Below are 25,270 nucleotides of genomic sequence, written 5' to 3' on the forward strand. Positions count from 1 at the left end.
CGCGCGGTGGGGTAGAGCGTGAGGCAGGGCAGGCAATGCCGCGCCGGCCCGGCGGGGCGAGCGCACGGAGAGGTCCGTCGTTTGCCCGCTGGGGGCGGGCAGATGGTGATGCCCCAGCGATGGCCTCGCGCTGGTGGGGACCGTGCGCGGACGCGGGCGGCACCCGCCCAGGCGGCCGGCGCCGCCCGCTACAGGCGGCCGGCGGCACCCGCCCAGGCGGCCGGCGGCGCCCGCTACAGGCGGACGCGGTCGGGCTCGGCGGCGTCCGGCTCGGGCTGCGCGGGATCGGCCGGCCGCCACCGGCGCTCGCGGCCGCGGCGGACGATCAGGGCGACGGCGGCCATCAGCAGCACCAGGCCGGCGCCGACCGCGGCGATCCACAACGCCATGTCCTGGGAGTGGGCCCGGCGCGACGCCAGGGCCTCGGCCGCCGGGTTGTTGGCGTGCATCACCTCGGGGGTGACGGGCGGGCGATTGCCGGCGGCCAGGGTCTCGGTGACCGCGCGGTACGGGTTGAGCAGGCCGGCGCCGTACTCGGGGCTCTTGCCGCCGCCGGGGGCCGGGTCGGCGGTGGCCTCCAGGCGGCGCTCGACGTCGGCGGGCGTGGCGTTCGGGAAACGCTCGAGGATCAGGGCGGCGGTGGCGGCCACCAGCGGCGTGGCGAAGCTGGTGCCGTCCTCGGCGGTGTGGCCGGCGCCGCGGGCGGCCATCGTCACGCCCTTGCCGATGGCGACCAGGTCGACGTAGCGGCCCTGCTGGGAGAACGACGCCCGGGTGCCGTCGGCCTGCACCGCGCCGACGCCGATGACGCCGTCGTAGTCCGCCGGGTACGGCACGGGACCGCCGCCGGCCTGGTCGCCGTGGTTGCCGGCGGCGGCGACGACCACGACGCCCTTCGCGATCGCGCGCTCGACGGCGGCCTCGACCTGGGCGTTGTCGGTGGTCATCACGAGCGACAGGTTGATTACCTGGGCGTGGCCCTGGTTCGCCGCCCAGTCGATGGCCTGCGCGAACTGGGCCGGGGTGCCGCGGTCGCCGACCGCCTTGCCGTCGATCTCCTGCTGCTCGCTGATGCGCACCGGCACGATCACGGCGCCGGGGGCGAGGCCCTGGAAGCCGGTGTCACCCTCGGGCTTGGCGGCGATCAGGCTGGCCACGCCGGTGCCGTGGCCGATGCAGTCCTGCAGGCCGTTGTCGTCGCCGTGCAGGAAATCCTTGCCCTGGTCGACCCGGCCGCGCAGCTGCGGATGGTTGCCGTCGACCCCGGAGTCGATCACCGCGACCCGCACACCCCGGCCGGTGGCCAGCGGCGCGAGCCGCTTCGGCGCGTACACCTGATCCTCCAGGGGTATGCCCTTGACGACCGGCAGCGGCTGGGCCGCCTGCTGGCACACCGCCGCGGCCCGGGCCGGCGCGGGCGCCACGAACACGGCGCACATCGCCACCGCAGCGGCCGCCAGTCGACGCCAGCCCATCGTGCCACTCCCCGATTCGAACGATTTGCATGGATGGTACCGAGGGGGTGCGACAGCTCAGCGGCAGGCGGTGATCAGCACGGTGTGCTTGCGCACCCGGAACACCCCGTCGGCCGCGATCCGTGCCTGCACGAGGTCCTGCACCGCCGCGCGCTGCGCCGCCGACAGCGGCCCCGCCGCCATGCTCTCCAGGTAGGCCAGCACCGGCGCCACGGCCGGCACCTCGAGATCGCACGGATACCGCTGCACCGTCACGTCCCGGAACACCCGGCCGGCCAGCGCCGGCCCGGTGGTCGCGCTGAAGTCGTTCTGGAACCGCCACAGGTCCACGCCGGGCCGGCCGATCGCGTCGCCGACCTCGGTCAGCTCGGCCATGTGGTCGAGCCCGTTGGTCGCCACCGCCACCCGCCCGCCGGGCCGCAGCACCCGGGCGAACTCCCGCAGCGCGGCCAGCGGATCGTCCACGTGGTACAGCATGTGGTTGGCGATCAGCGTGTCGAAGCTGCCGTCCGCGAACGGCAGCCTGGTCGCGTCGCAGCGCCGCACCTGGGCGCCGGGAATCGTGGCCAGCTGCGCGCACATGGCCGGCGAGAAGTCGGTCAGCGTCAGCCGCAACGCGTCGTGCCCGACGTGCGCCCACAGTTTCCCGGTGCCGGCGCCGACTTCCAGGACGTCGCCGGAAAGCGGCAGCCGGGAGGCCAGCCAGGAGAACCAGTCCTGCGGGTTGGTGCCGTAGCTGTGCAGGGCGATCCGGGCGGTGAGGTTCCCGGTGGTGCCGGCGTACTGCTGGACGGCGCGGGCGGACGGCGTCGAGGTCACGGCAGCGACCCTACCGAGATCGCGCCATCACCCGAGCACCTCGTCCGCCCACCGGGCGACCACCGCCAGGACCGGCGCCCGTCCCGCGAACGTGTCCGCGATCCCCCGCCGGTCGTAGGCGGCGACACCGGACGGGGGACGCATGGCCGCCATCACCATCCGCGGCGCGAGCCAGAAGTACTTCGCCGCCCCCGTGACCTTCATCGCCCGGCGCACCACCGCGGGGTCGAGGACGCCGGCCATCCCCCGCACGTATCCGTCGGTCACGACCCGAAGCACCTCGTCGAGCAGGCCGATATCGATCAGCCCGTCAAAGAACGTGTCGAGCGCCAGATTGGCCGCGTCCTCCCCCACCGCGCCGGGCCCGGTGAACGCCCAGTCGAACAGCACCGGCCCGCCCGGCGTCACGATCAGGTTCATCGGCCACACATCGTGATGGCACAGCGTGCGCGGAAGGTCATCGGCCAGCGCCAGCAGATCCGCCCGCCGCTCCCACTGCCGCCGCAACCCGTCGCGCAGCCCGGCCGGCCACGCCGCCGCCACGACCGGATGGTCCCAGTCCAGGTCGCCGGCGACCGGCTGGGCGAGCGTGTAGTCGCGCAGGAAGTCCGCCGCCAGCCACGGGTACGACGGCGGCCGCCCGACCCAGCCGGCCTGCCCGCGCCCGAGGGCGACGGCGAACGACCCGAGCTCGGCCGGGCCGCACGACGGACCCGGCCGGCCCGGCACGTCGGCCAGCCACAGCGCCACCGAACCGTCCGGGCGCGGGGTCACCGACTCCAGCGCGGGGGCGGCGATCCCCGCGTACGCGCTCATCGGAAGCCCGGCCTGGTAGGCGCGGATCTCGCGCCGCCAGTAGTTGAAGTGCCCGGGTGAGTCACTCGCCGCCAGGTGTGCGGCGGCGCCCGCCCGACGCGGCGTGACCAGCTTGAGGATCACGGTGTCCCGGTCCCGCCGCACCCGCCAGACCCCGCCGGTGACCTCGTTCGCGGTGGAGTGGGTCAGCGGCGTGGCCACCCATCCCGGCCGTAAAAGATCGTCCACGGGCACGAGAATAGCCGAACACGAAATTCGGCTGGACAACTTTTGTTTTCGGTGGGAGAGTCGTCCCATGCACGACGTAGCCGTCATCGAAGACCCCGCCGCCGCCGAGGTCTCCCTCGACCCGATCCGCAGCCGGCTCCTCGCCGAGCTCGCCCGGCCCGGCAGCGCCACCATGCTCGCCGCCAAGATCGGCCTGCCCCGGCAAAAAGTCAACTACCACCTGCGCACCCTCGAACAACACGGCCTCATCGAGCTCGTCGAGGAACGACGCAAAGGCAACGTCACCGAACGCATGATGCAGGCCACCGCCGCCTCCTACGTCATCTCCCCCGCCGCCATGGCCGCCGTCGCCCCCGACCCCGGCCGTGCCCCCGACCGACTCTCCGCACGCTGGCTGCTGGCCCTCGCCGGCCGCCTCGTCCGCGACGTCGGCACCCTGCTCACCGGCGCCACCCAGGCCCAGCAACGCGTCGCCACCTACGCCCTCGACGGCGAGATCCGCTTCGCCCACCCCGACGACCGCGCCGCCTTCGCCGCCGAGCTCACCGACGCCGTCACCCACCTGATCGGCAAATACCACAGCGACACCGGCCGCAAGCACCGCCTCATCGTCGCCGTCCACCCCGCCGTCGACTCCCAGTCATCCCCGCTGTCGTCCCCGCTGTCACCCCCGGAGAAATGATCATGGGCAAAGAGTTCGAAACCCACTTCGAAACCACCGTCGACGCCACCCCCGACCAGGTCTGGGACGCGATCGCCACCGGCCCCGGCATCTCCACCTGGTTCGTCGGACGCACCGAGATCGACCACGGCACCGTCCGCACCGCGTTCGGCGACGGCCTCATGCCCACCAGCACGATCACCACCGAAGATCAACCACACCATTTCGCGTACGGGTGGAAGCACGCACCCGACGGCCGATCCGTCGCCAGCGAATACCTCATCGAGGGCGCCGACCGATCCGCCACCGTCCTGCGCGCCGTCATCAGCGGCTTCCTCCCCGGCGACGACTGGGCCGACGAGTTCGAAGCCATGCAGCACGGCAACGCCATGTTCTTCGCCACCCTGACCGAATACCTGCGCCACTTCCCCGGCCGCACCCTCACCCCCGCCACCGAGTTCGGCCCGCCCGTCACCGACTGGGACGCCGCCTGGACCGACCTGCGCAAGACCCTCGGCCTCGGTGACGACCCGCAACCGGGCGACCGCACCGGCGACGGCGGCCACGTCTACTACGTCAACCCGCACACCCTCGGCATCCGCACCACCGACGGCCTCCACCGCTACCTGCGCGGCTTCCACGGCGCGATGGTCACCGTCCGCTCCGAACTCCCCTGACCCCCCGAACTCCCTCCCGAGGAAGGCCACCACCATGCCCACCGTCACCTCCGCCGACGGCACCACCATCGCCTACGAGACCACCGGCTCCGGCCCCGCGCTGATCCTCGTCGACGGCGCCATGTGCTACCGCGACTTCGGCCCCGCCCGTGGCCTGGCCCGCGAGCTCGCCGACACCTACACCGTCCACCTCTACGACCGCCGCGGCCGCGGCGAAAGCGGCAACACCCTGCCCTGGTCCCGGCAGCGCGAGATCGAGGACATCGCCGCCCTGATCGCCGTCGCCGGCGGCGAGGCGTACCTGGTCGGCACCTCCTCCGGCGCCGTCCTGGCCGCCGACGCCGCCGCCCACCTGACCGGCATCCGCGCCATCGCCCTCTACGAGCCGCCGTTCATCGTCGACGACACCCGCGCGCCCCGCGAGGAAACCTTCACCGCCGACACCGAGGCCCTGATCGCCCGCGGCGACCGCTCCGGCGCGCTGAAGAAGTTCATGAAGCACGTCGGAATGCCCGCCCTCATGGTCAACGTCATGGCCCTGACCCCGATGTGGAAGAAGCTCAAGACCGTCGCCCCGACACTCCCCTACGACCTGCACATCCTCGGCGACACCGGCCGCGGGGCGCCGCTCGACCCGGCGCGCTGGTCGGGGGCCACGATGCCGGCGCTGGTCATGGACGGGGGCAAGAGCCCGGCGTACATGCGCAATGGTTCGAAGGCTTGGAGCCGGGCCCTTCCCGACGGCGACTACCGCACCCTGCCCGGCCAGACCCATATGGTCAAGGCGGCGGTCATCGCGCCGCAGGTCAAGCAGTTCCTCAGTGCGGCCGGCCGAACCTCAGATAGAGAACCCCGCCGAGGGGAATGAGGAACACGATCACCAGCCGCCAGGTCTCCCGGGGCAGCACCGCCACGGCCGGCGCCCCGGCGAGATCGGCGAGACAGAACGCGATGAACCGGTAAATCACCGCGACGGCGCCCACCACCAGCAGCATCAACGCGGCAAGGCCCAGCGTCGCGCCCACCCGATGCAGATCCATCCCGACCGCCGCCCTCTTCCTTCGTCTCTCAAGTCTAGAGGCGGGTCGCCGTTGATTCCTTTTTGGTTTTCCTCGTCTTTTGACGACCGGTGACGGCGCGCACGCCACGTAGAGCGTCCTAGGATGCTGCCTTTGCGCAGTCGGCGCGCCTAGGGTCGGCAGGCGATGAGCGAGAACGACGCGACCACCGAGTCCGAGACCCGCCCCTGCGCCCACTGCGGCCGCCCGGTCCCGCAACGTGCCGCCGCCGGCCGGCCGTTCCGGTACTGCCGCGACAACGACGGCGAATGCCAGCGGGCCTCCCGCAACAGCCGCATGCGGCACCGCTCGTCCCCCGGCCTGGCCGGGCAGGTCGCCCGCACCTGGGAGGTCGTCGACCGCCTCGACCAGCTGGTCGTCACCCTCTCCGAGGCGCTGCACTCCGAGCTCTCCCCCGTCGGCGTCGAACGCCAGCTGGCCGAGCTGCGCGCCGAGACGTCCGGCCAGATCGCCGCCGCCCACACCGAACGCGACGACGCCCGCCGCGACGCCGACCGCGCCGAGACCTCCGCCGCGATCGCCCAGCAGCAGACCGCCGCCGCCGCGGCCGAACGGGACGAGGCCCGCCACGAGGCCGAGGAGTCCGACCGCCGGGCCGCCGCCGCCACCGAGGCCGCCGCCTCCGCCACCGCGTCCGCCGCCGCGGCCGCCGCCGCGGCCGCCGCCCTCAAGGACCGGGCCGAGACCGAACGCGACAACGCCCGCGCCGAGCTGGCCGCCTTCCGCGCCGAGCTGGCCGCCTTCCGCGAGCAGGCCCGCGCCGAGCTCGCCGCCGCCCACGAGGAGTCCCGCACCGAACTCGCGACCGCCCGCGACGAGCTGCGCCAGGCCCGCCGCGAACGGGACACCCTCGAGCAGTCGCTGGCCGGGGCGGTGCGGGAAGCACAGTCCGCGAACGCCCGCGCGTCGGACCTGCAGACCGCGCGGGGAGAGCTCACGGAGCGGCTCGCGGCCGCGACGAAGACCATTGAGGACGTACGCCGGGAAGCCGCGACCCTGACGGCGGCGGTCGCCGAGCGGGACGCCGCACTGAGCGCCGCTCGCGACGCAGCCCGTGAGGCCGCCCGTGACGCCGCTCGTAGCGCGCGGGAAGAGGTGAAGAGCGTGGCCGACCGGGCCGAGCGGGACCATGCCGACCTGGAGCGCAGGCTGGCAGGGGCGCGGGCCGAAGCGGAAGGGGCGCAGTCGCGGGTCGCGCAGCTGTCGGCTCAGATCAGCGATTTGGCGTCGGCGCTGGCGTCGCTGGGAGGCGCACGGCCCGCCCCGGCGCCGACGCAGGCGGACCGCACGCAGGCGCCCGCCTGAGGCACCCGGCTAGCACATCCGCCGACGAGCCGCGCGTTTTCCACATCGGCAGCTTGTCCACAGTCCCCCGGCATTCGAAGCGCCCCCACCGCATTTTCCGACCACAATGGCCGACGGGGGCTTCCCCCAGAGGAGGGCGGGCCCTGTGGTGACGCCATGATCCGCGGGTCTGATTTCGGGCGCTGAGTTCTTGCGACGTGTGGGTGACCGCTGGGCTGCCGGGGCAGCGGCGCTGCCTGGTTGCGGTGGGCTCGGCCCGATACGGCGGTGATTTGGGTCGCTTGCCCCTTTGGTTCCGCCCGACCTTCTAGACCTTGGAGAGTTCGTGCTCCCTGCGAGCAGAAAATCTACAAGATCTGCCGCGGCGACCTGCTTGGCGCGCGTCGTGGCGCGATTCGCGGCTGGGGTCGCGTTGTAGGCCGGAGGCGTTTAGGTCACCTGCATAGGCCGCGCCGGACCACGCCGCACCCGGATGGGCCGGCTGAACTGGGCCGGAGCGTATGGGTGAGCAGGGCGGGCACGCACGACGGATGCGGCGGCGCCTGGTGGTGAGCAGGGCGACGGCGCCGGACGGGTCTCGCGAGTGCGACGGATGCTGCGGCGCGCCGAGGTGAGCAGAGCAAAGGCGCCGGCGCACGGTGGCGCGTGGGGGTAAGCAGAGCAAAGACGCGGTGGCGCGTGGGGGTAAGCAGAGCAAAGAGGGGGCGGCGAGCGCGACGCCATGGCGGGGCATTGCGGGGCGGGCGGCCACCGTCGAATATGGAAGGCCGGCGACGGCGGGGGTGGCGGGGTGAAGAACGTTCTGCTGGTGGTCTATCGCGGGGTTGATCTCGACGAGGTGCGGGCGGCGGTCGGCGACCGGGACGTCCGATATGTCGTCGCGACGGGCCTTGACGAGGTGCGGGCGGCGTTCGCGGCGGGGACCGTCGATCATGTGGTCATGGGCGGCGGGCTTGATCTCGAGATTCGGCTCGAGGCGGTCCGGGAGGTCTTCCGGCTCAGCGAGGCGACTACCGTGCACCTGAAGGACCGGGCGTCGGGACCCGAGGGGTACGCGCGGTTCGTGGCGGCGGTGCTGTCCGGGGCCCTGGAGTATCGCGCGTCACGTGGGTGAACGTGGGGCAAACTCTGCTCAGGTTCGGCGGCGAGCGGACGAACATAACCGGACGACGAGCGGAACGGGGCGGCGAAATGCCGCGAAACGGGCTGGGTGACCGGGATCGCAGTAACCGTAGAACACCCATAAGCCGGTAAAGTGGACCAAGGTCCACTGCGGCACGGGGCTGCGGTGCCGGGAACGGGCCGGGTCCGGTTACGCTCGTAGCGTTAACACCGCCGTCACAACGGCGGTGCAGAGCTTTGGCGTCCGCTGGAATCTCACGGCCGCCCCTTTCGTTACATCAACGAGAGCAGCACCACGAGCGAGGGGAAGCCGATCATGGGCGAACGCATGCTGCGCGGCAGCCGTCTTGGCGCAGTCAGCTACGAGTCCGACCGCAACACCGAGCTGGCGCCCCGACAGACCCGAGAGTACCTGTGCGTCAAGGGTCACCAGTTCGAGGTGCCGTTCGCCGTCGACGCCGAGGTGCCCACCACCTGGGAGTGCAAGTTCGACGGCAGCGTCGCCCGTCTGGTGGACGGCAGCGAGCCCGAGCAGAAGAAGGCCAAGCCGCCGCGTACGCACTGGGACATGCTCCTGGAGCGGCGGTCGATCTCGGAGCTGGAGGACATCCTCAACGAACGGCTCCAGGAGGTCCGCACCCGCCGGGGTCGCTGACCAGCGCCACAGCTGGAAGCACCACACGAAAATGGCCGCCCCGATCAGGGGACGGCCATTTTTGCGTGCGTCAGCTATCGGAGGACTTCGCCCTCGATGACCTCGCCCTCGATCGCGCCGGCGGGGGCGGCGGGGGTGCGGACCGGCTGCTCGGGGATCACGTCGACGACCTCGACCGGGTCACCGCGGCGGACCTTGACCCGGCGCGGGCCGAAGAAGTCGCCGGCCACCGCGGCGCCGACCTGGCGCTCGGTGAAACGCTCGATGCCGCGGCGGGCGAAGACCCGGCCGGGCGGCACGAGCAGGGCGAGGCCGAGCACGCCGGTGATGAAGCCGGGCATGGCCAGCAGCAGCGCGCCGCCCAGGCCGGCCAGGGAGTTGCTCACCTCGGGGCCGGGCGGCCGGCCGGACTCGGCGGCGTCGCGGAAGGCCCGCCACCCGCGGATGCCCTCGCGGCGCAGCAGCGCCATGCCGGTGATGCTGAACGCCGCCAGCAGCAGCAGGGCCCATCCGCCGCCGATCGCGTGCGCCACGGTCAGGAACACCGCCACCTCGGCGACCGCGAGCGCGGCCAGCACGAGCGGCAGCAGGGCAAATCCTCGACGCTGCATGTGATCCTCCGTGTCACGCCTACTCCTCCAGCATGACACGGCGGCGCCCGGTCACGGCCAGGTCGAACCCTGGCTGGGCTTGCGCCCGAGGCGCCGCATCAGGTCGTCGCGGCGCGACTGCACCCCCCACACGGTGACCCTGAGCAGCTGTTCCTTGAAAATGTTGCCGCTCATCTTGCTGACGCCGTGTTCGCGCTCGGTGAACGTGATCGGCACCTCGACGAGCCGGAAGCCGTGCTTGTACGACCGCCAGGCGAGCTCGACCTGGAACGAATAGCCGGTCGAGGCGACGGTGTCCACGGTGATCGCGTCGAGCACCGGCATGCGGTAGGCGCGGTAGCCGCCGGTCGCGTCGCGGAACGGCATGCCCAGCGCCATCCGGATGTAGATGTTGCCGCCGCGGGAGAGCAGCAGCCGGCGCATCGGCCAGTTGTGCACGCTGCCGCCGGGGATGTAGCGGGTGCCGAGCACCACGTCGGCGCCGGCCAGGGCGTCGAGCAGCTTGGTCAGCTCCTCGGGGGCGTGCGAGCCATCGGCGTCCATCTCGACGACCGCGTCGTACCCCTTGTTCTTGGCCCAGGCGAAGCCGGCCTTGTACGCCGCCCCGAGCCCTTCCTTGCCCGCCCGGTGCAGCACGAAGATGTGGTCGTCGGCGTCGGCGATCTCGTCGGCGATCTGCCCGGTGCCGTCGGGTGAGTTGTCGTCGGCGACGAGGATGTCGACGGCGGGCACCGCGGCCCGGACCCGGCCGGTGATGGTGCGGATGTTGTCCGCCTCGTTGTAGGTCGGGATGACCACGAGGACCCGTCCCACTCCCGGGTAGCCTTCGTCGCTCACCGTGCCTCCGCCTTGTAGTCGCCGTTGACGCGCCGGACGCGCCGCCGCAGGGCGAACGCGCCGACCAGTGCGGCCACCGTCAGTGCGACGGCCGCGATCTCGGGCCACACGCCCAAGCGAGTCGCTAGCGTACGCGACGAACCCAGATGCATGGCACGCACCTGGACCGCCCTGACATTGAACCCCGTGTCCTGATGGACGCTGCCGTCGGTGTCGACGAAGCCGGACACGCCGACGGTGGAGACCATCAGCGAGTCGCGGCCGTGCTCGACCGCGCGCAGCCGCACCATGGCCAGCTGCTGGCGGGCCTCGGCCTCGTTGAAGGTCGCGTTGTTGGTCTGCACGGCGAGCACCTGGGCGCCGCCGGTGACCGTGTCGCGGACGATCCCGTCGTAGGCGACCTCGAAGCAGATCACGTCGCCGAGGGTCAGCGGCCCGGTCCTGATCACTCCGGGGTGGTCGCCGGGGAGCATGTTCCGCACCAGGTCGACCTTGTCGGTCACCAGGCGGGCGACCGAGCGCAGCGGCATGTACTCGGCGAACGGCACCGGGTGGCGTTTGACGTACTGCTGGGCGAGGTCGACGCCGGCGCCGGGCACCCACAGCAGGCCGGCGTTCTTGATGTCGTTCGGGTTGTCGGTCCGCAGGACGGCCCCGACCAGGATCGGGGCGCCGATCGCCGCGGTGGCCGCCGCGATCTCCGACGACGCGTCCTGGTTGCGCAGCGGGTCGATGTCGCTGGCGTTCTCCGGCCAGACGACCAGGTCGGGCCGGGGCTGCTTGCCGGCGGCGACGTCGGCGGCCAGCTGCAGGGTGGCCTTGACGTGGTTGTCGAGCACGGCCCGCCGCTGCTCGTTGAAGTCCAGCCCGAGCCGCGGCACGTTGCCCTGCACGATCGCCACGGTCTTGACCGGCCCGCCGGCGGACGCCACCGGCAGGGCGGCCGGCAGCAGAACCAGGGCGGCGAAGACGGCGGCGAAACCGAGCACCAGGCGCAGGCGGGCGCGGAACGGGCGCAGGAAGAACAGGGCGGTCAGGGCGCCGCCGGCGGCGGCCACCACGAAGGTGACGGCCGGGGCGCCGCCGTACGCGGCCAGGCGCAGGCTCGGCGCGTCGCCCTGGGAGAAGGCCAGCCGCCCCCACGGGAAGCCGCCGAACGGGGCCCGGTCGCGCGCGGCCTCCTGCGTCACCCAGAGCAGCCCGAGGAGCGGCGCCCACAACGCACCCTGCCACCGGTCCAGCAGCGGCCGCAGCCAGGCCGTGGCGAGGCCGGTGAGGCCCACGAACAGCGCCTCGGCCGTCGACAGCAGCGCCCAGGGCAGCCAGCCGGCGGCGAAGCTGGTCCACCGCAGCAGCGGGAAGAACAGCACCACCCCGGTGAGGAAGCCGAGCCCGAGCCCGGCCCGCAGCCGGCGGCGGTGGGTGGCGACGCCGAGCAGCGCCACGCCGACGGGGGCGAGCGGCCACAGATCGTAGGGCGGCAGGGCGAGAAGCAGGGCCGCGCCGGCCGCGATCGACAGGGCCACGGCCACCGGGAGCGGCAGGCGCCGAGGGGGCTCGCCGGGCGGCGTGGCCTGCGGCGCGGCCGGGGGCTGCAGCGTCATTTCCACCCGCGAGAGGCTACCGGCAGAAACTTGAAGGTGGGAACACGGGCGGGACGAGGCGCGGCCGGGATCGGCCGCGCCTCGTGTGCTCCCTTGTCGGTGCTGCTCATCCATCGGAGCGCGGCCGGTGGGTCAGCAGGACGTCCCGTACGCCTTCGGACCGGCGCGCCGGTGGCTGGCTGCCCCCGTCGTGCCGTTGTCTACTGGCGCCGTTCCGACCCCCTGCCCCCCGTCGGCGCGATCGGTCCGCTGCCGCCCCGCCGACCCCCTTCCACTGGACCTGGCTGAACGCGCGACCCCTGCGAGGACTGCGGCCAGTGGAGGAGGAACGAAGTAGACAACGATCGCTTGCCGTGCTCAGGACCTGAAGAAGGTACGTCCGGCCCCCGCCCGCCTGTCAACAGGCGTCCCCGTGCTTGGGCGTGTCGCGTTCCCCGGCGTGTCATGTGCCGTACGCGATCGGGTTACAGCGTGTTCAACAGGGCCGTCGCCGCGGCACGATGGTCGATGGCCAGCAGGCCCGCGGCGGCGAGCACATAGCGCTCGTCGACGACCGTTCGCGCCCCGGCCGGGGCGACCCAGCCGCCGGCCGTGTCGGCCAGCACAGTTTCCAGCACATATCGGCCGCCGCCGTGCCGAAGCACCCCGCCCGAGCCAACCACCAGGCGGACTTCCCGCAGGTCGCGGCCTCCCGTGCGGGGAAGGCCCGGTCCCGGAGAGTGACCGCGGGCGTGCCGGCGCAGGGCCACGACGGCGGCCGCGGCGGCCAGAGATCGATCACTCTCCGGCGTCGCCGGTTGTCCGGATTCCGGTAGTGCCAACTTGAGTGTCAATTTTTCCGTTGTGGCAGCGGCCACAGTTCCGGGCGCACCGACCGCCACACCGAGGTCGCCCTCGACCGTCCGGGCACGCCAGAGCGTGCCGGCGACGTCACGCCGCGGACCGGTCTCGGCCTCGGCGTCGGGGACCAGGGCCGAGTAGACGTCGGTGGTGGCGCCGCCGACGTCGACGACCAGCACGCCCTTGCCGGTGAGGTCGGCGAGCAGCTCGACCCCGGCGAGCACGGCGTCGGGCGTGGCGGCCCGCACCAGGGAGGCGAAGCGGCCGCCCCGGGAGAGCTTCTTGCCGCCGATCACGTGGCGCAGGAAGACCGAGCGGATGGCGGCGCGGGCCGGTCCGGGGTCGAGGACGCCGATGCGGGGCAGCACGTTCGACGTCACGGTGACCGAAATGTCCCGCGCGGACAGCAGCGACGCCGCCGAATCCGAAATGTCGGCATTACCGGCGACAACAACCGGCACGCGAAGGCGAGAGGTGGCCAGCCGCCGCGCGTTGTGCAGCAGTACCGACGAATCACCGCCGTCGGTGCCGCCCACCAGGAGGATCACGTCCGGCCGCGACGCGCGCAGGGCGGACACGGCATGACCGTCAAGACGGCCGGCGCCGACGTGGACGACCTGCGCCCCGGCCGAGAGACCCACGCGATGCCCGGCCTCGGCGGTGACGAGCGACTCGTACCCGATCACCGCGAGCCGCAGCCCCCCACCGGCGCTGGAACACACGTACAGTGGCGTCGAAGAGCAACCACCGACCGCCGCGACCGCCTCGTCCAGCCCGGCCAGCACGTCGGTCGCGGCCGTGGTCGGCACCTCGGCCCGAGCGACCAGGGAACCCGCCGCGAGATCGACCCGGCAGGCCTTGGTGTACGTGGACCCGACGTCGGCGCAGACGGCGAAGGTCATCCCTTCGGCGGCACGACGACCGTGCCGGTGGCCGTCACCGCCACGATCGGCTCCTCGAGCACGACCGCCGCCGACCCGCCGGTCCCCCGGCACACCACCGTCGACGTGAACGCGATCTTCCGGGAGCGGGTGCCCATCTTCGTCACCGTCGCGGTGACCTCCAGGACGTCGCCGGCCTGCACCGGCGCCTTGAACTGCACGTCGTCGTAGGAGGCGAACAGCCCCTCGTCGCCGTCCAGCCGGATGCACACCTCGGTGGCGACGTCGCCGAACAGGCCGAGCGAGTAGGCGCCGTCGACCAGGTTCCCGGCGTAGTGGGCGTGCGCGTAGGGCACGTAGCGGCGGTGCGTCACGGTGATCACTTGGTGCTCCCGGCGGAGGTGAGGGCGTGGACGAGGTAGGAGGCGACCTCGCGGGGCGTGGTGCCGCGGGTGAAGATCCGGTCGACGCCGAGGTCGCCGGCCATCAGCTCGTCGAAGCGCGGCCCGCCGACGATCAGCAGCGGCCGCCGGCCCTCGGGCAGCGCCTCGCGGAACGCCGCCGACATGGCCCGGGTGTTCTGCAGGTGCGCGTCGCGCTGGGTGACCACCTGCGAGACCAGCACCGCGTCGGCCTTCTGCGCGCGGGCCGTCTCGACCAGCTCCGGCACCGACACCTGGGCGCCCATGTTGGTCACCGACAGCTCGCTGTAGTACTCCAGGCCCTTCTCGCCGGCGATGCCCTTGAGGTTGAGGATCGCGTCGATGCCGACGGTGTGCGCGTCGGTGCCGATGCAGGCGCCGACCACGTTCAGCCGCCGCCGCAGCCGCCGCTTGATCGCCGCGTTGACCTCCTTGGCGCTCAGCAGCGGGAAGTCACGCTCGACGATCTGCACCTTTTCGGTGTCGACCAGGTGGTTCACCCGGCCGTAGACCACGAAGAAGGTGTACGCGTCACCCATCTGCTTGGCGTGCACCAGCAGCGCCGGTTCCATGCCCATCTTCGCGGCCAGTTGCAGCGCGGCGCCCTCGGCCCGCTTGTCGTGCGGGATCGGCAGCGTGAACGACAGCTGCACCATCCCGTCGCCGGTGGTGTCCCCGTAGGGGCGGACGATGCTCATGCCTCCAGGGCCTCCGTCACCGGGTTGAAGTAGCCGTCCTCGTGCTTCGCGACGCCGTCGAGGCCCTTCCCGCGGTCGGCGGGGCGCTTCATGATGCCGAACGTGCCGTCGGCGATCGCGTTCAGCAGGGTGTCGTCGACGATCTTCGCCAACAGATCAACGGCTTCTCCGAGTACGCGGTGAGCCCGCTGCTGGATGAAGCCGCCGGCCGCCGGCACGAAGTCCTCGTGCAGGTTGCCCGCCCCGTTCAGCACGTACCGCACGTTCTGCAGCGCCACGTCGCGGTCGGACAGCCACGGCGTCACCACCGCCTCGGTCATCATGCCGACCAGCAGGATCCCCTGCCCGGTCAGCGCGCCGACCAGGTTGAAGAAACCGTCGAGCAGGTTGCCACGGAACACGTCGCCGGTCATGTGCTTGGTCGGCGGCATCCACTTCAGCGGCGCCTCCGGGAACAGCTCCCGGGCCAGCAGCGCGTGCGCCAGCTCGAGCCGGAACGACTCCGGCAGGTCCGGATTGATCTCGAACGCGTGGCCCAGGCCGAGCTGCCAGTTCTCCAGGCCGGCCTCGTGCGCGAAGTACTCGTTGAGAAGCTGCGACACCGTCACCGTGTGGGCCGCCTCGACCGCGTCGGCGGTGGTCAGGTAGTTGTCCTCGCCGGTGTTGATGACGATGCCGGCCCGGGCGTGCACCTGACGGCTGAACCGCTGGTCGACGAAGGTGCGGATCGGATTGATGTCGCGGAACAGGATCCCGTACATCGAATCGTTCAGCATCATGTCCAGCCGCTCCAGGCCGGCCAGCGCCGCGATCTCCGGCATGCACAGCCCGGACGCGTAGTTGGTCAGCCGCACATACCGGCCCAGCTCCTTCGACGTCTCGTCGAGCGCCGCCCGCATCAGCCGGAAGTTCTCCTGCGTCGCGTACGTGCCGGCGAACCCCTCCCGGGTGGCGCCCTCGGGCACGTAGTCCAGCAGCGACTGGCCGGTCGACCGGATCACGGCGATGACGTCGGCCCCGGCCCGGGCGGCCGCCTGCGCCTGCGGGATGTCCTCGTAGATGTCGCCGGTCGCCACGATGAGATAGATCCACGGGCGCTGCGGCGGGTCGCCGTACCTCTTGATCAGCCGGTCCCGCTCGGCCCGGCGCCGGTCGACCCGCCGGACGCCGTCGCCGGTCGCCTTCTTCGCGGCCCGCCGGGCCGCCAGTGCGTCCGCCTTGCCCTCCGGCACGGTGAACCGCACCGCCCCCGCCGCCGCCTTCTGCGCCAGGACGGTGATGTCGTCGACGCCCGTCGCCCGCATGGCGTGGAACACCGGCAGCGCGACGCCGTGGCCGAGCCCGGTGTCGGCCCGCACGGCGTCGACCAGCCGGTTGACCCACGGGATGCCGTCCGAGTCGGCGCCCTGCACGCCGGCCAGCCGCAGTACGGCCCGCTCCACCGACACCGTGGTGTGTGACCGGGCGAGGTCGACCACGGGCCGGCCCGCCTTGGCGGCGAGCCGCCGTGCCTTGCGGACCACCTGCGGGTCCAGATTCAGCTTCCCGGCCACCCTTGCTCCCTCATCCCTCTACGCCTCGAACCTCTACGCCTCGAAGATCGTTTCGCCGGTCAGGACCGTGCGCCGGCAGACCGGCCGCGCCGGCTCGGCGCCGTCCACGTCCGGCAGCAGCACCGGCAGGCCGCCGGCGATCCCGCCCGGGGTCTCCCACACGGCGAACGTCGCCGCCTTGCCCGGCGCCAGCACGCCCGCGTCGGCCACCCCGGCCGCCCGCCAGCCGCCCCGGCTCGACGCCGCGAACGCCGAGCGCACGCTCATCCGGTGCACCGGGTTGGTCGGCGCCGCGGCCGCCACCACCACCGCCCACGGGTCGAGCGCCGTCACCGGCGAATCCGACCCGAACGCCAGCGGCACACCGGTCGCGTGCATCGTGCCGATCGGGTTGCTGGCCAGGGCCCGCTCCCGGCCGAGCCGCTGCGCGTACATCCGGTCGGCGCCGCCCCACAGCGCGTCGAAGACCGGCTGCACCGACGCGGTCACCCCGAACTCGACCATCCGCCCGATCATCTGCTTGTCGATCAGCTCGACGTGCTCGATCCGGTGCCCGCCCGCGCGGACCTCGTCGACGCCCACCCGCTTCGCCGCCAGCGCGAAGCCCTCGAGCACCGCCGCGATCGCCGCGTCGCCGATCGCGTGGAAGCCGCCCTGCACCCCGACCCGCATGCAGTCCAGCAGGTGCTCGGCCGCCTGCTCCGGGGTCACGAACGCCTCGCCCACGCCCCGGTCGCCGTCGTGGTACGCGTGCCGCAGCGACGCCGTCCGCGAGCCGAGCGCGCCGTCCGCGTACAGGTCACCGGCCGCGCCGACCGCGCCCAGGTCCCGCGCCCGCTCCGCGCCGCCCAGCTCGCCCCAGTAGCCGGCGACCAGCGGCAGCCCCTGACCGGACAGCGCCAGCACCGACCGCAGGTCGGCCTCGCTGGACGTGCCCGGACCGGCGCACTCGTGCACCGCGGCGATGCCCAGCGACGCCGCCCGGGCCAGCGCGGTGCGCTGCGCCGCCGACCGCTGCTCCGGTGTCAGCGAGTCGAGCGCGATCGCGCGTACGGCGTGATGGGCCTGCTCCCGCACCCAGCCGGAAGCGTCGTAGCCGGCCACGCCCTCCGCCGCGCCCAGCAGCGACGTCGACACCAGCGCCGAATGCACGCTGGCCTGCGACAGATAGACCCGGCGGCCGCCCGCCGCCCGCTCGAGCTCGTCCGCCGCCGGCGGCGTCTGCTCGGCCCACGTCGACTCGTCCCAGCCGTGCCCGTGCACCACCCCGCCCGCCGGACGGGTCGCCGCGAACGCCGTCACCCGCGTCAGCAGCTCGGCCGCCGACCGCACCCCGGACAGGTCGAGACCGTCGAAGGCCAGGCCGGTGTCGGTCGCGTGCACGTGCGCATCCACGAACGCCGGCGTCACCAGCAGACCATCGAGGTCCATGCGCCGGTCGGCGGCCGGGGCGTCGGCGGCGTCGCCCAGCCAGGCGATCTTGCCGTCGCGGACGAGCATGGCGGTGGCCCGCGGATCGGCGGCGGAGTAGAAGCGGCCGTTGGTGTAGAGAACCGTCATGCGCGTCAGTGTCCCGCGACGCGTGCCTCGAACAGCTGCCGGACCGCCGGGACGCGGCGCAGCAGGTCGACGGCGAACTCGGCGTGACCGGGCAGATACCCGTTGCCGATCAGCATGGTCACGTCGGCGGCCAGGCCCTCGGCGCCGAGCGCGGCGGCCGGGAAGCTGGTCGCCATCGAGAAGAAGATCACCGTGCCGCCGGAGGCGGTGGCGAGGATCGCGCCGTGCTCGCAGCCCGGGACGTCCACGCACACGACAGTTACCGTGGCCGGCGCGCCCAGCGCCGTCTGGACCGCCTGGGCTGTTTCGACCGGATTGCGGGCGTCCGCGATCGCGATCGCGTCGGCCAGACCGGCTTTCCGGACAATTTCCGCCTCGCGCTCGTGTGGGACAACCGCCACTGTCCGGGCGCCGGCCAGGCGGGCCGCGGTCAGCGACAGCGAGCCGCTCTTGCCCGCGCCCCCGAGCACCGCGACGGTCTTCTCCCCCTCGTACTCGCGGACGACCCGGTCGGTGAGCGCCGGAGCGCCGCACACGTCGTACACCGCGAGGGCCAGCTCGGGGGCCAGATCGTCGGGCAGCACGGCGGCCACCGACCGGCCGAACAGGATCGCCGTCCCGGCCGCCGGGACCTGCTCGGACTTCCCGTCCCAGTTCTTCAGCCCGTCGGTGATCCGCAGCGGGGTCAGGGTCAGCGACACCAGCGTCGCGACCCGGTCGCCGGCCTTCAGCGCCAGCGGCGACCGCGGGCCGACCGCCTCCACCACCCCGATCAGCATGCCGCCCGAACCGGTCACCGGGTTGTGCATCTTGCCCCGCGTGCCGACGATCTCCAGCACCTCGGCCCGGATCGCGGCGCCGTCACCCTCGTGTTTCTCCGCCAGCTGCCGATAACTCGCGGCATCCAGGTTGAGCCGCTCCACGGCGATGCGCACCTCGTCGGCCCCGATCTCCGGGCTCGCGTCGAGACGCCACGCCGCCTGCGGCAGCACACCGGCCGGCTCCAGCACCCGTTCCAGACCCACAGAAGCGGACATCAACCCCACCCTCACCAGAAATCAAGGCCTTGTTCGGCCGTCCTACCGTAAATCCTCCGGGCCAACGGTTTCTAGGCCGCAAATTATCCAGTACGTTGGTTCAGTCCGAACAGCCGACCCAGGGAGGCACCGATGACCGCACCCGCCGGTCAGCCCTACGACTACCAGCGACGCCCCCTGGTCGAGCCGGACTGGACCCGCTTCCCCGGCTGGCGTGACGTCACCGCCGCGCAGTGGGAGAACGCCCAATGGCAGCGCGTCAACTGCATCAAGAACATCAAGCAGTTGCGTACGGTCATGGGCGACCTGCTCGACGACCGGTTCTACGACGACCTGGTCGCCGACCAGCAGCAGCACGCCACCATGTCGATGCTGGTCCCGCCGCAGATGCTCAACACCATGGTGCCCGCCGAGACCCCCGGCACGGAGTCGTTCTACGCCGACCCGGTCCGCCGCTACATGATCCCGGTGGCCTCCGACCGCGACCCGGTCTGGCCGTCCCACCCGCACGCCACCCGCGACTCGCTGCACGAGCACGACATGTGGGTCGCCGAGGGACTCACCCACCGCTATCCCACCAAGGTCCTCGCCGAGCTGCTCTCCACCTGCCCGCAGTACTGCGGCCACTGCACCCGGATGGATCTGGTCGGCAACAGCACCCCGACCGTCGACAAGCTCAAGCTGTCGCTCAAGCCGGTCGACCGCTACGACGCCCACCTCACCTACCTCAAGGCCCACCCGGGCGTGCGCGACGTGGTGGTGTCCGGCGGCGACGTCGCCAACGTGCCGTGGAAACAGCTCGAGGCGTACCTCATGGGCCTGCTGTCGGTGCCGACCGTGCGCGACATCCGCCTCGCGACCAAGGCGCTGATGGGTCTCCCCCAGCACTGGCTGCAGCCCGACGTCGTCGAGGGCATGCAGCGGGTCGCCATCACCGCCTCCCGGCGCGGCGTCAACCTGGCCGTGCACACCCACGTCAACCACGTGAACTCGCTGACCCCGCTGGTCGCCAAGGCCACCCAGACGCTGCTCGAGGTCGGCGTCCGCGACGTGCGCAACCAGGGCGTGCTGATGCGCGGCGTCAACGCGACCACGGCCGACCTGCTCGACCTGTGCTTCGGGCTGCAGGGCGAGGCCGGCATCCTGCCGTACTACTTCTACATGTGCGACATGATCCCCAACGCCGAGCACTGGCGGGTCCCGGTCTGGTACGCGCAGCAGCTGCAGCACGACATGATGGGCTACCTGCCCGGCTACGCCACCCCGCGGATCGTCTGCGACGTGCCGTTCGTCGGCAAGCGCTGGGTGCACATGCTCACCGACTACGACCGGGAGCACGGCATCTCGTACTGGACCAAGAACTACCGCACGTCGATCGAGCAGCACGACGACGAGGCGCTGTCGAAGCTCTACGCGTACTACGACCCGATCGACACGCTGCCCCAGTCCGGCCAGGACTGGTGGCGCAAGCAGGAAGCCTCGGCTTCCGCCTGATCATTGCTCTTCTGGGGGTGTGAAACGGCCCCGGGGCTTTTCCTCTTTTGCCCCGGGGCCGTTTCAACTGTCCTGTTCAACTGTCCTGCTGACTAGCTGAACGCGTCCTTGACGTCCTTACCGGCGTCCTTGACGTGCTCGGCGGCCTTGCGGGCCTCGGCCGAAGCCTCCTGGGCCTCGCCCTTGGCCACCAGGCTCTCGTTGTCGGTGGCGCGGCCGACGGCCTGCTTCGTCTTACCGGCCAGCTCGTCGGCCTCGTTCTTGACCTTGTCGGTGAAGCTCATCGTCAACCCTCCATGGTTGTCTTTCGACAAGCTTTTGCCCCCGATGCGCGTTTCTGAAACCGTGCGCCTTGCGTCCGCGCACACATCGCGTAGAGCATCCTAGGATACTGCGATATAGGATCTTCGCCGTGAACGATCATGCCGCCCACGCCAACTCGTTCGGACCCGCCGCCGGCATCTACGAACGCGGCCGCCCCGGCTACCCCGCGGCCGCCCTCGACTGGCTGCTGCCGCTCGGCCTGCCCCGCGTCGTCGACCTCGGCGCCGGCACCGGGAAGCTGACCCGCCAGATCCGCGCGCGGGGCATCGCCGTCACCGCCGTCGACCCGTCCGACGGCATGCTCGCCGAGCTCACCCGCGTCGTGCCCGACGTGCCCGCCCTGGTCGGCACCGCCGAGAACATCCCGCTCCCGCCGGCGTCGGCCGACGTGGTGCTGGTCGCCCAGGCCTGGCACTGGGTCGACCCGGCCCGGGCCGTACCCGAGATCGCCCGGGTCCTCTCCCCCGGCGGCCGCCTCGGCCTGATCTGGAACCTGCGCGACGAGACCGTCCCCTGGGTCCATCGCCTGGGCGAGATCATCGGCAACCACTCCCACGACCACGACACCACGATCGGCGAGCCCTTCGGCCCGGTCGAGATCGAGCACTTCACGTGGTCGCAGACGATGGGCCCGGAGACGCTGCTCGACATGGTCGCCTCCCGCAGCCGCATCATCCTGATGCCGGCCGACGAGCGGGCCGCGGTGCTCAACGAGGTGCGCAGGCTGCTCGCGACCCATCCCGACCTGGTGGGCCGGACCGAGTTCGCTATGCCGTACGTCACGGAGTGCGCCCGGGCGGCCCTGCCGTCCTGATTGGCCGGCGGCCGGTTCGGCCGTTCCGGTCTCGGGGCGTCGTCGCGCGGGGTGGGGTCGCGTGGGGTGGGGTCGCGTGGAGGGCCCCGCCCGTCGCGACGAGCCGTGCCCGCCGTTGCGCCGAGTCGGCCACGCCGCGGTCGGCCCAGCCACACCCTCTAAGGCATCCTAGGAGGCTAGGTTAGTTGGCTCGGCCAGGGCGTAAAGGTGAGCAGAGCTACGCAGCACGCGCGTATCGGTAAGCAGAGCTGCACCAGCGCGCGTATCGGTAAAAGCAGAGCTGCACCAGCGCGCGTATCGGTAAGCAGAGCTGCACCAGCGCGCGTATCGGTAAGCAGAGCTGCACCAGCGCGCGTATCGGTAAGCAGAGCTGGGCCTGCTACGAGGCTTCCTCGGCGGGGGCGGCGGCCGGGAGCGGCTCGAGGCGGGGCGGGCGGTTCTCGTACGGCGTGGAGAGGACCACCGTAGTGCGGGTGGTGACGTTCGCGGCCGTGCGGATCTCCTGCAGCAGGCGCTCCAGGTCGGCGGGGCTGGCCACCCGGACCAGCAGCATGTAGAAGTCCTCGCCGGCCACCGAGTAGCACGAGTCGATCTCGGACAGGTGGGCCAGACGCTCGGGGGCGTCGTCGGGCTGGGACGGGTCGAAGGGCCGGATCGCGACGAAGGCGGTCAGCGGGAGCTCCAGCGCCTCGTACGAGACGCGGGCGGTGTAGCCGGCGATCACGCCGCGCTGTTCGAGGCGGCGGACGCGCTGGTGCACGGCGGAGACGCTCAGGCCGACGCGCTCGGCGAGGTCGGTGTACGACAGGCGGCCGTCCGCGGTGAGGGCGCCCACGATCGCCCGGTCGATCTCTTCCACGGGTGAAACGATACTTGCCCGGTCACCCGCATTTTCCGCCACCGACGGGTTCGGCAGATCGACTACGGCGGATCGGACGATCGGGCCATCGACGCGGTCACGGTGTGGGCGCATCGTGTGGCGATGCGTGATCGGACACCGCCGCCGTCGTTCCGGCTTCCCGTGCAGCCCGATCCGGGGCGGAACGAGCGGAAGGTCACCGGGGCCCAGGCGATCCTGTTGAGCGTCATCGCCATGGCGCTGGTGTGTTGTGCGGGCGGGTTCGCGATCAGCCTGTTCAGCGGCGACGACAAGAAGAAGGCGGCGGCGGTCACCACGGCGACGGCCGCGCCCCCGGCGGCGCCCACCACGACGACAAAAGCGGCCGAAACGGCGGCGGCCACCGCGACGGAGGCCGAGGTGGCCAAGGTCGCGGCAACCACGACAAAGCCCGCACCGACCAGCAAGGCGACCACAAAGCCGCCCACAAAGCCGCCCACAACGCCGACCACAAAACCGACCACGAAGCCACCGACGAAGCCGGCCCCGAAGCCGACGACGGGCGAGCCGACGATGCAGAAGCCCGTCCGCGCGGGCGCGTTCTGCTCCCCCGAGGGCAAGCTCGGCCACACCAGCAAGGGCACCCTGATGCGCTGCACCCGCAAGGCCGGCGAGGACCGCGCGCGCTGGCGAAAGGCCTAGAGCGGGCGAAAGGCCTAGGGCGGGCGAAGGAAAGGCCCAGGGGCGGGCGAAAGGATCAGCGCGTCAGGGCCCGGCTGATCACCAGCCGCTGGATCTGGTTCGTCCCCTCGACGATCTGCAGCACCTTGGCCTCGCGGAACCACCGTTCGACCGGATGGTCGGCCACGTAGCCGTACCCGCCGAGCACCTGCACCGCGTCCGTCGTCACCTTCATCGCCACGTCGGTCGCGAACAGCTTGGCCTTCGCCGCCTCGATCGAGAACGGCCGCCCGGCGTCCTTCAGCCGCGCCGCCGCGAGCATCAGCGCGCGCGCCGCCGACACCTGGGTCGCCATGTCGGCGAGCATGAACCCGATGCCCTGGAAGGCGGCGATCGGCTTGCCGAACTGGGTGCGCTCCTTGGCGTACGCCGCCGCGTAGTCCACCGCCGCCTGGGCGAGCCCGACCGCGCAGGCCGCGATGCCCAGCCGCCCGGCGTCGAGCGCCTCCATCGCGATGCGGAACCCGCCGCCCTCGGGGCCGATCAGGCGGTCGGCGTCGAGGCGCAAGTCTTCGAACACGATCTGAGCCGGCGCCGACGACCGCAGGCCCATCGTGCGCTCCGGCTTCTGCGGGAGCAGCCCGGGCGTGCCGGCGTCGGCGAAGAGACAGGAGATGCCGCCGGCGCCGTCCCCACCCGTACGGGCGAAGATGTTGTAGAAATCGGCGTGGCCCGCGTGCGTGATCCAGGCCTTCGTCCCGTTGACGACCCAGCCCTCACCGTCCGGGACCGCCCGCGTGGTGAGCGCCGCCGCGTCCGAGCCACCCTGCGGCTCCGACAGGCAGTACGCGCCGAGCATCTCCCCGCCGAGCAGATCGGGCAGCATCTTGCGCTGACGCTCCGACCCGTACGCGTAGATGGGGTAGCAGGAAAGCGTGTGCACGCTGACCGCCTCGGCCGCCGCCAGCCAGCTGCCGGCCAGCGTCTCGAGCACCTGGAGGTAGACCTCGTAGGGCTGCCCGGCGCCGCCGTCCGCCTCCGGGTAGGGCAGGCCGAGCAGGCCCGACCGCCCGAGCGTGCGAATGATCTCGCGCGGGAAGCGGCCGTCGCTCTCGAACGCGCCGGCGTTGGCGGCGAGCTCCCCGGCGGCGAGCGAACGGGTCAGGTCGAGGAGCTCGTAGGCCTCCTCGGTGGGCAGGATCCGGTCAACCGTCACTCCCCCATCTTAACGATCGTTTGGTTTTCGAGGCGTAATCGCCACCACCAGTTTTCCCGCCACCCGGTTCGCCTCCATGTCGGCGTGCGCCCGGGCGATCTCGTCGAGCTCGTAGACGCGCGCCACCGGGACCGAGGCCGTGCCGGCGGCAACCGCGTCGAGGAACTCCTGGAGCACCTCCGCCGGCAGGTCGTCGGCCTCCCCGCCGTACGCGGAAAGCCGCACCCCGCGCGGCAGGTAGCCGATCGGATAGAAGTCGCGGACCAGCCACTCGTTCGACAGCATCCCGGTGAAGCAGGCGACGCCGTGCACCTTCACCGCCCGCAGCGTGTCCGGCAGCGTCGGCGTCCCGACCAGCTCGAGCGCGAGATCCACGCCGTCGGGAAAGAGGTTCCGGACCTGGGCGGCCACCGCGCCGTCGTCGATCAGCACGTGGTCGGCGCCGATCTCGGAAAGAGCCGCCGCTTTTGCCGGGTCGCGGGTGGTCGACAGCACGGTCAGGCCGCGCCGCTTGGCCAGCACGGCGGCCGCCATCCCGACCGAGGAACTGCCTCCCCGGATCAGCAGCGACTGGCCGGGGCGAAAATCAAGACCGACGACCAGGCTCCCGTACGCCGTTTGCAGCATCTCCGGCACGGCCCCGAGCACCGGCCAGGGCAGTGCCGAGCGGAACGGGATAACCTGGCCGGCCGGGACGCAGGTGTACTCGGCGTAGCCCCCGTCGAACGTGCGGCCCATCCCGCCCATCATCGTCATGACCTGCTGCCCGGGCTCGAACTCGCCACCGGGCGCGGCCGCCACCACGCCGGTCGCCTCGATGCCCGGGACGCGCGGGAACACGACGCCGTCGGCGAGCCCGAGGCGGGTGTGCAGCTCGGAGCGGTTCAGCCCGAAGGCCCGCACCTCGATCAGCACCCAGCCGGGTTCCGGCACCGGGACGGGCCGATCGCGGACCTGCAGGGCGGACGGCGGACCGGGGGCGTCGAGGACGACTGCGCGCATGTGCCGCATTCTGCCCTGCCG

26 protein-coding genes are annotated in these 25,270 nt (G+C 72.2%); 9 read left to right on the forward strand and 17 right to left on the reverse strand.

The window, feature by feature from the left end; translation table 11 throughout:
* Positions 1-233 precede the first annotated feature (233 nt).
* From mycP to ACZ6TB_RS18790, 3 genes are read right to left on the reverse strand one after another with little or no spacing between them, the layout of a single operon-like run.
* The gene (gene mycP / locus ACZ6TB_RS18780) at positions 234-1,475 is read right to left on the reverse strand and encodes a type VII secretion-associated serine protease mycosin (protein ID WP_465555783.1); all 1,242 of its coding nucleotides are present in this window, start codon (positions 1,473-1,475) and stop codon (positions 234-236) included.
* Positions 1,476-1,532: 57 nt separating this feature from the next.
* Positions 1,533-2,294: a class I SAM-dependent methyltransferase gene (locus tag ACZ6TB_RS18785; protein ID WP_465555784.1), complete on the reverse strand. Its 762-nt coding sequence runs from the start codon at positions 2,292-2,294 to the stop codon at positions 1,533-1,535.
* Between the two features lie 27 nt (positions 2,295-2,321).
* The gene (locus ACZ6TB_RS18790; protein ID WP_465555785.1) at positions 2,322-3,338 is read right to left on the reverse strand and encodes a phosphotransferase; all 1,017 of its coding nucleotides are present in this window, start codon (positions 3,336-3,338) and stop codon (positions 2,322-2,324) included.
* Between the two features lie 67 nt (positions 3,339-3,405).
* Between ACZ6TB_RS18790 and ACZ6TB_RS18795 the strand changes: the two genes are divergently transcribed.
* The 3 genes from ACZ6TB_RS18795 to ACZ6TB_RS18805 are packed head-to-tail and all read left to right on the forward strand — an operon-like array spanning position 3,406 to position 5,544.
* Complete coding sequence (locus ACZ6TB_RS18795) at positions 3,406-4,020, forward strand: ArsR/SmtB family transcription factor (protein WP_465555786.1); 615 nt, start codon at positions 3,406-3,408, stop codon at positions 4,018-4,020.
* 2 nt (positions 4,021-4,022) lie between these two features.
* A complete protein-coding gene (locus ACZ6TB_RS18800; RefSeq protein WP_465555787.1) occupies positions 4,023-4,676 on the forward strand; it encodes an SRPBCC family protein in 654 nt (217 codons plus the stop codon).
* 34 nt (positions 4,677-4,710) lie between these two features.
* A complete protein-coding gene (locus tag ACZ6TB_RS18805) occupies positions 4,711-5,544 on the forward strand; it encodes an alpha/beta fold hydrolase (protein ID WP_465555788.1) in 834 nt (277 codons plus the stop codon).
* On the opposite strand, the gene ACZ6TB_RS18810 is transcribed toward ACZ6TB_RS18805, so the two are convergent.
* Entirely contained in the window at positions 5,495-5,701 is a 207-nt protein-coding gene (locus ACZ6TB_RS18810; RefSeq protein WP_465555789.1) for a hypothetical protein, read from the reverse strand. The genes ACZ6TB_RS18805 and ACZ6TB_RS18810 overlap by 50 nt on opposite strands.
* A 180-nt stretch (positions 5,702-5,881) precedes the next feature.
* Between ACZ6TB_RS18810 and ACZ6TB_RS18815 the strand changes: the two genes are divergently transcribed.
* From ACZ6TB_RS18815 to ACZ6TB_RS18825, 3 genes are all read left to right on the forward strand, one after another.
* Positions 5,882-7,060 (forward strand): coiled-coil domain-containing protein, encoded by a 1,179-nt coding sequence (locus ACZ6TB_RS18815; RefSeq protein WP_465555790.1) that lies wholly within the window; start codon positions 5,882-5,884, stop codon positions 7,058-7,060.
* A 790-nt stretch (positions 7,061-7,850) separates the two neighbouring features.
* On the forward strand, positions 7,851-8,174 hold the full coding sequence (locus tag ACZ6TB_RS18820) for a hypothetical protein (RefSeq protein ID WP_465555791.1): 324 nt from the start codon (positions 7,851-7,853) through the stop codon (positions 8,172-8,174).
* Between the two features lie 324 nt (positions 8,175-8,498).
* Positions 8,499-8,837, forward strand: coding sequence for an RNA polymerase-binding protein RbpA (locus tag ACZ6TB_RS18825; RefSeq protein WP_020517072.1), 339 nt, complete (start codon positions 8,499-8,501; stop codon positions 8,835-8,837).
* A 74-nt stretch (positions 8,838-8,911) separates the two neighbouring features.
* On the opposite strand, the gene ACZ6TB_RS18830 is transcribed toward ACZ6TB_RS18825, so the two are convergent.
* The 9 genes from ACZ6TB_RS18830 to kdd form a co-directional block, all read right to left on the reverse strand.
* Positions 8,912-9,448, reverse strand: coding sequence for an FxsA family protein (locus ACZ6TB_RS18830; protein WP_465555792.1), 537 nt, complete (start codon positions 9,446-9,448; stop codon positions 8,912-8,914).
* 51 nt (positions 9,449-9,499) lie between these two features.
* Positions 9,500-10,285: a polyprenol monophosphomannose synthase gene (locus ACZ6TB_RS18835; RefSeq protein ID WP_465555793.1), complete on the reverse strand. Its 786-nt coding sequence runs from the start codon at positions 10,283-10,285 to the stop codon at positions 9,500-9,502.
* A complete protein-coding gene (gene lnt, locus ACZ6TB_RS18840) occupies positions 10,282-11,889 on the reverse strand; it encodes an apolipoprotein N-acyltransferase (protein WP_465556054.1) in 1,608 nt (535 codons plus the stop codon). The genes ACZ6TB_RS18835 and lnt overlap by 4 nt, the downstream gene beginning before the upstream one ends.
* A gap of 464 nt (positions 11,890-12,353) precedes the next feature.
* Positions 12,354-13,631, reverse strand: coding sequence for a glutamate mutase L (locus ACZ6TB_RS18845; protein ID WP_465555794.1), 1,278 nt, complete (start codon positions 13,629-13,631; stop codon positions 12,354-12,356).
* Positions 13,628-13,993 carry a 3-aminobutyryl-CoA ammonia lyase gene (gene kal, locus ACZ6TB_RS18850; protein ID WP_465555795.1) on the reverse strand — a complete coding sequence of 122 codons (366 nt, stop codon included), beginning with the start codon at positions 13,991-13,993 and terminating at the stop codon, positions 13,628-13,630. Before kal ends, ACZ6TB_RS18845 begins: the two co-directional genes overlap by 4 nt.
* On the reverse strand, positions 13,990-14,730 hold the full coding sequence (gene kamE, locus ACZ6TB_RS18855; protein ID WP_465555796.1) for a lysine 5,6-aminomutase subunit beta: 741 nt from the start codon (positions 14,728-14,730) through the stop codon (positions 13,990-13,992). Before kamE ends, kal begins: the two co-directional genes overlap by 4 nt.
* Positions 14,727-16,283, reverse strand: a complete 1,557-nt coding sequence (kamD, locus tag ACZ6TB_RS18860; RefSeq protein WP_465555797.1) for a lysine 5,6-aminomutase subunit alpha — start codon at positions 16,281-16,283, stop codon at positions 14,727-14,729. Before kamD ends, kamE begins: the two co-directional genes overlap by 4 nt.
* A 33-nt stretch (positions 16,284-16,316) precedes the next feature.
* Complete coding sequence (locus ACZ6TB_RS18865) at positions 16,317-17,852, reverse strand: amidohydrolase (protein WP_465556055.1); 1,536 nt, start codon at positions 17,850-17,852, stop codon at positions 16,317-16,319.
* The gene (gene kdd / locus ACZ6TB_RS18870; protein ID WP_465555798.1) at positions 17,849-18,880 is read right to left on the reverse strand and encodes an L-erythro-3,5-diaminohexanoate dehydrogenase; all 1,032 of its coding nucleotides are present in this window, start codon (positions 18,878-18,880) and stop codon (positions 17,849-17,851) included. The genes ACZ6TB_RS18865 and kdd overlap by 4 nt, the downstream gene beginning before the upstream one ends.
* 132 nt (positions 18,881-19,012) lie before the next feature.
* Here kdd and ACZ6TB_RS18875 point away from each other — a divergent pair, with 132 nt between their 5' ends.
* On the forward strand, positions 19,013-20,374 hold the full coding sequence (locus ACZ6TB_RS18875) for a KamA family radical SAM protein (protein ID WP_465555799.1): 1,362 nt from the start codon (positions 19,013-19,015) through the stop codon (positions 20,372-20,374).
* Positions 20,375-20,466: 92 nt separating this feature from the next.
* Here ACZ6TB_RS18875 and ACZ6TB_RS18880 read toward each other — a convergent pair whose 3' ends face one another.
* A complete protein-coding gene (locus tag ACZ6TB_RS18880; RefSeq protein WP_465555800.1) occupies positions 20,467-20,658 on the reverse strand; it encodes a CsbD family protein in 192 nt (63 codons plus the stop codon).
* A 128-nt stretch (positions 20,659-20,786) separates the two neighbouring features.
* Here ACZ6TB_RS18880 and ACZ6TB_RS18885 point away from each other — a divergent pair, with 128 nt between their 5' ends.
* Entirely contained in the window at positions 20,787-21,512 is a 726-nt protein-coding gene (locus tag ACZ6TB_RS18885) for a class I SAM-dependent methyltransferase (RefSeq protein ID WP_465555801.1), read from the forward strand.
* 379 nt (positions 21,513-21,891) lie between these two features.
* On the opposite strand, the gene ACZ6TB_RS18890 is transcribed toward ACZ6TB_RS18885, so the two are convergent.
* A complete protein-coding gene (locus ACZ6TB_RS18890) occupies positions 21,892-22,371 on the reverse strand; it encodes an Lrp/AsnC family transcriptional regulator (protein ID WP_465555802.1) in 480 nt (159 codons plus the stop codon).
* A 123-nt stretch (positions 22,372-22,494) separates the two neighbouring features.
* Between ACZ6TB_RS18890 and ACZ6TB_RS18895 the strand changes: the two genes are divergently transcribed.
* Positions 22,495-23,052, forward strand: coding sequence for a hypothetical protein (locus ACZ6TB_RS18895; protein ID WP_465555803.1), 558 nt, complete (start codon positions 22,495-22,497; stop codon positions 23,050-23,052).
* Positions 23,053-23,107: 55 nt separating this feature from the next.
* On the opposite strand, the gene ACZ6TB_RS18900 is transcribed toward ACZ6TB_RS18895, so the two are convergent.
* Both ACZ6TB_RS18900 and ACZ6TB_RS18905 read right to left on the reverse strand, forming a co-directional pair.
* Positions 23,108-24,247, reverse strand: a complete 1,140-nt coding sequence (locus ACZ6TB_RS18900; RefSeq protein WP_465555804.1) for an acyl-CoA dehydrogenase family protein — start codon at positions 24,245-24,247, stop codon at positions 23,108-23,110.
* A 9-nt stretch (positions 24,248-24,256) separates the two neighbouring features.
* Complete coding sequence (locus tag ACZ6TB_RS18905; RefSeq protein ID WP_465555805.1) at positions 24,257-25,249, reverse strand: zinc-binding alcohol dehydrogenase family protein; 993 nt, start codon at positions 25,247-25,249, stop codon at positions 24,257-24,259.
* Positions 25,250-25,270: the final 21 nt, after the last annotated feature.

It is taken from the genome of Actinoplanes sp. NPDC051537 (genome assembly GCF_055586105.1).

Bases quoted from the DNA above. Each gene is read 5' to 3' on its own strand.
- ACZ6TB_RS18845 (WP_465555794.1), bottom strand. From the start codon at position 13,631: ATGACCTTCGCCGTCTGCGCCGACGTCGGGTCCACGTACACCAAGGCC.
- ACZ6TB_RS18800 (WP_465555787.1), top strand. From the start codon at position 4,023: ATGGGCAAAGAGTTCGAAACCCACTTCGAAACCACCGTCGACGCCACC.
- ACZ6TB_RS18830 (WP_465555792.1), bottom strand. From the start codon at position 9,448: ATGCAGCGTCGAGGATTTGCCCTGCTGCCGCTCGTGCTGGCCGCGCTC.
- kamE (WP_465555796.1), bottom strand. From the start codon at position 14,730: ATGAGCATCGTCCGCCCCTACGGGGACACCACCGGCGACGGGATGGTG.
- ACZ6TB_RS18825 (WP_020517072.1), top strand. From the start codon at position 8,499: ATGGGCGAACGCATGCTGCGCGGCAGCCGTCTTGGCGCAGTCAGCTAC.
- ACZ6TB_RS18795 (WP_465555786.1), top strand. From the start codon at position 3,406: ATGCACGACGTAGCCGTCATCGAAGACCCCGCCGCCGCCGAGGTCTCC.
- ACZ6TB_RS18880 (WP_465555800.1), bottom strand. From the start codon at position 20,658: ATGAGCTTCACCGACAAGGTCAAGAACGAGGCCGACGAGCTGGCCGGT.
- ACZ6TB_RS18905 (WP_465555805.1), bottom strand. From the start codon at position 25,249: ATGCGCGCAGTCGTCCTCGACGCCCCCGGTCCGCCGTCCGCCCTGCAG.
- ACZ6TB_RS18875 (WP_465555799.1), top strand. From the start codon at position 19,013: ATGACCGCACCCGCCGGTCAGCCCTACGACTACCAGCGACGCCCCCTG.
- ACZ6TB_RS18805 (WP_465555788.1), top strand. From the start codon at position 4,711: ATGCCCACCGTCACCTCCGCCGACGGCACCACCATCGCCTACGAGACC.
- mycP (WP_465555783.1), bottom strand. From the start codon at position 1,475: ATGGGCTGGCGTCGACTGGCGGCCGCTGCGGTGGCGATGTGCGCCGTG.
- ACZ6TB_RS18895 (WP_465555803.1), top strand. From the start codon at position 22,495: ATGCGTGATCGGACACCGCCGCCGTCGTTCCGGCTTCCCGTGCAGCCC.
- kdd (WP_465555798.1), bottom strand. From the start codon at position 18,880: ATGTCCGCTTCTGTGGGTCTGGAACGGGTGCTGGAGCCGGCCGGTGTG.
- lnt (WP_465556054.1), bottom strand. From the start codon at position 11,889: ATGACGCTGCAGCCCCCGGCCGCGCCGCAGGCCACGCCGCCCGGCGAG.
- ACZ6TB_RS18815 (WP_465555790.1), top strand. From the start codon at position 5,882: ATGAGCGAGAACGACGCGACCACCGAGTCCGAGACCCGCCCCTGCGCC.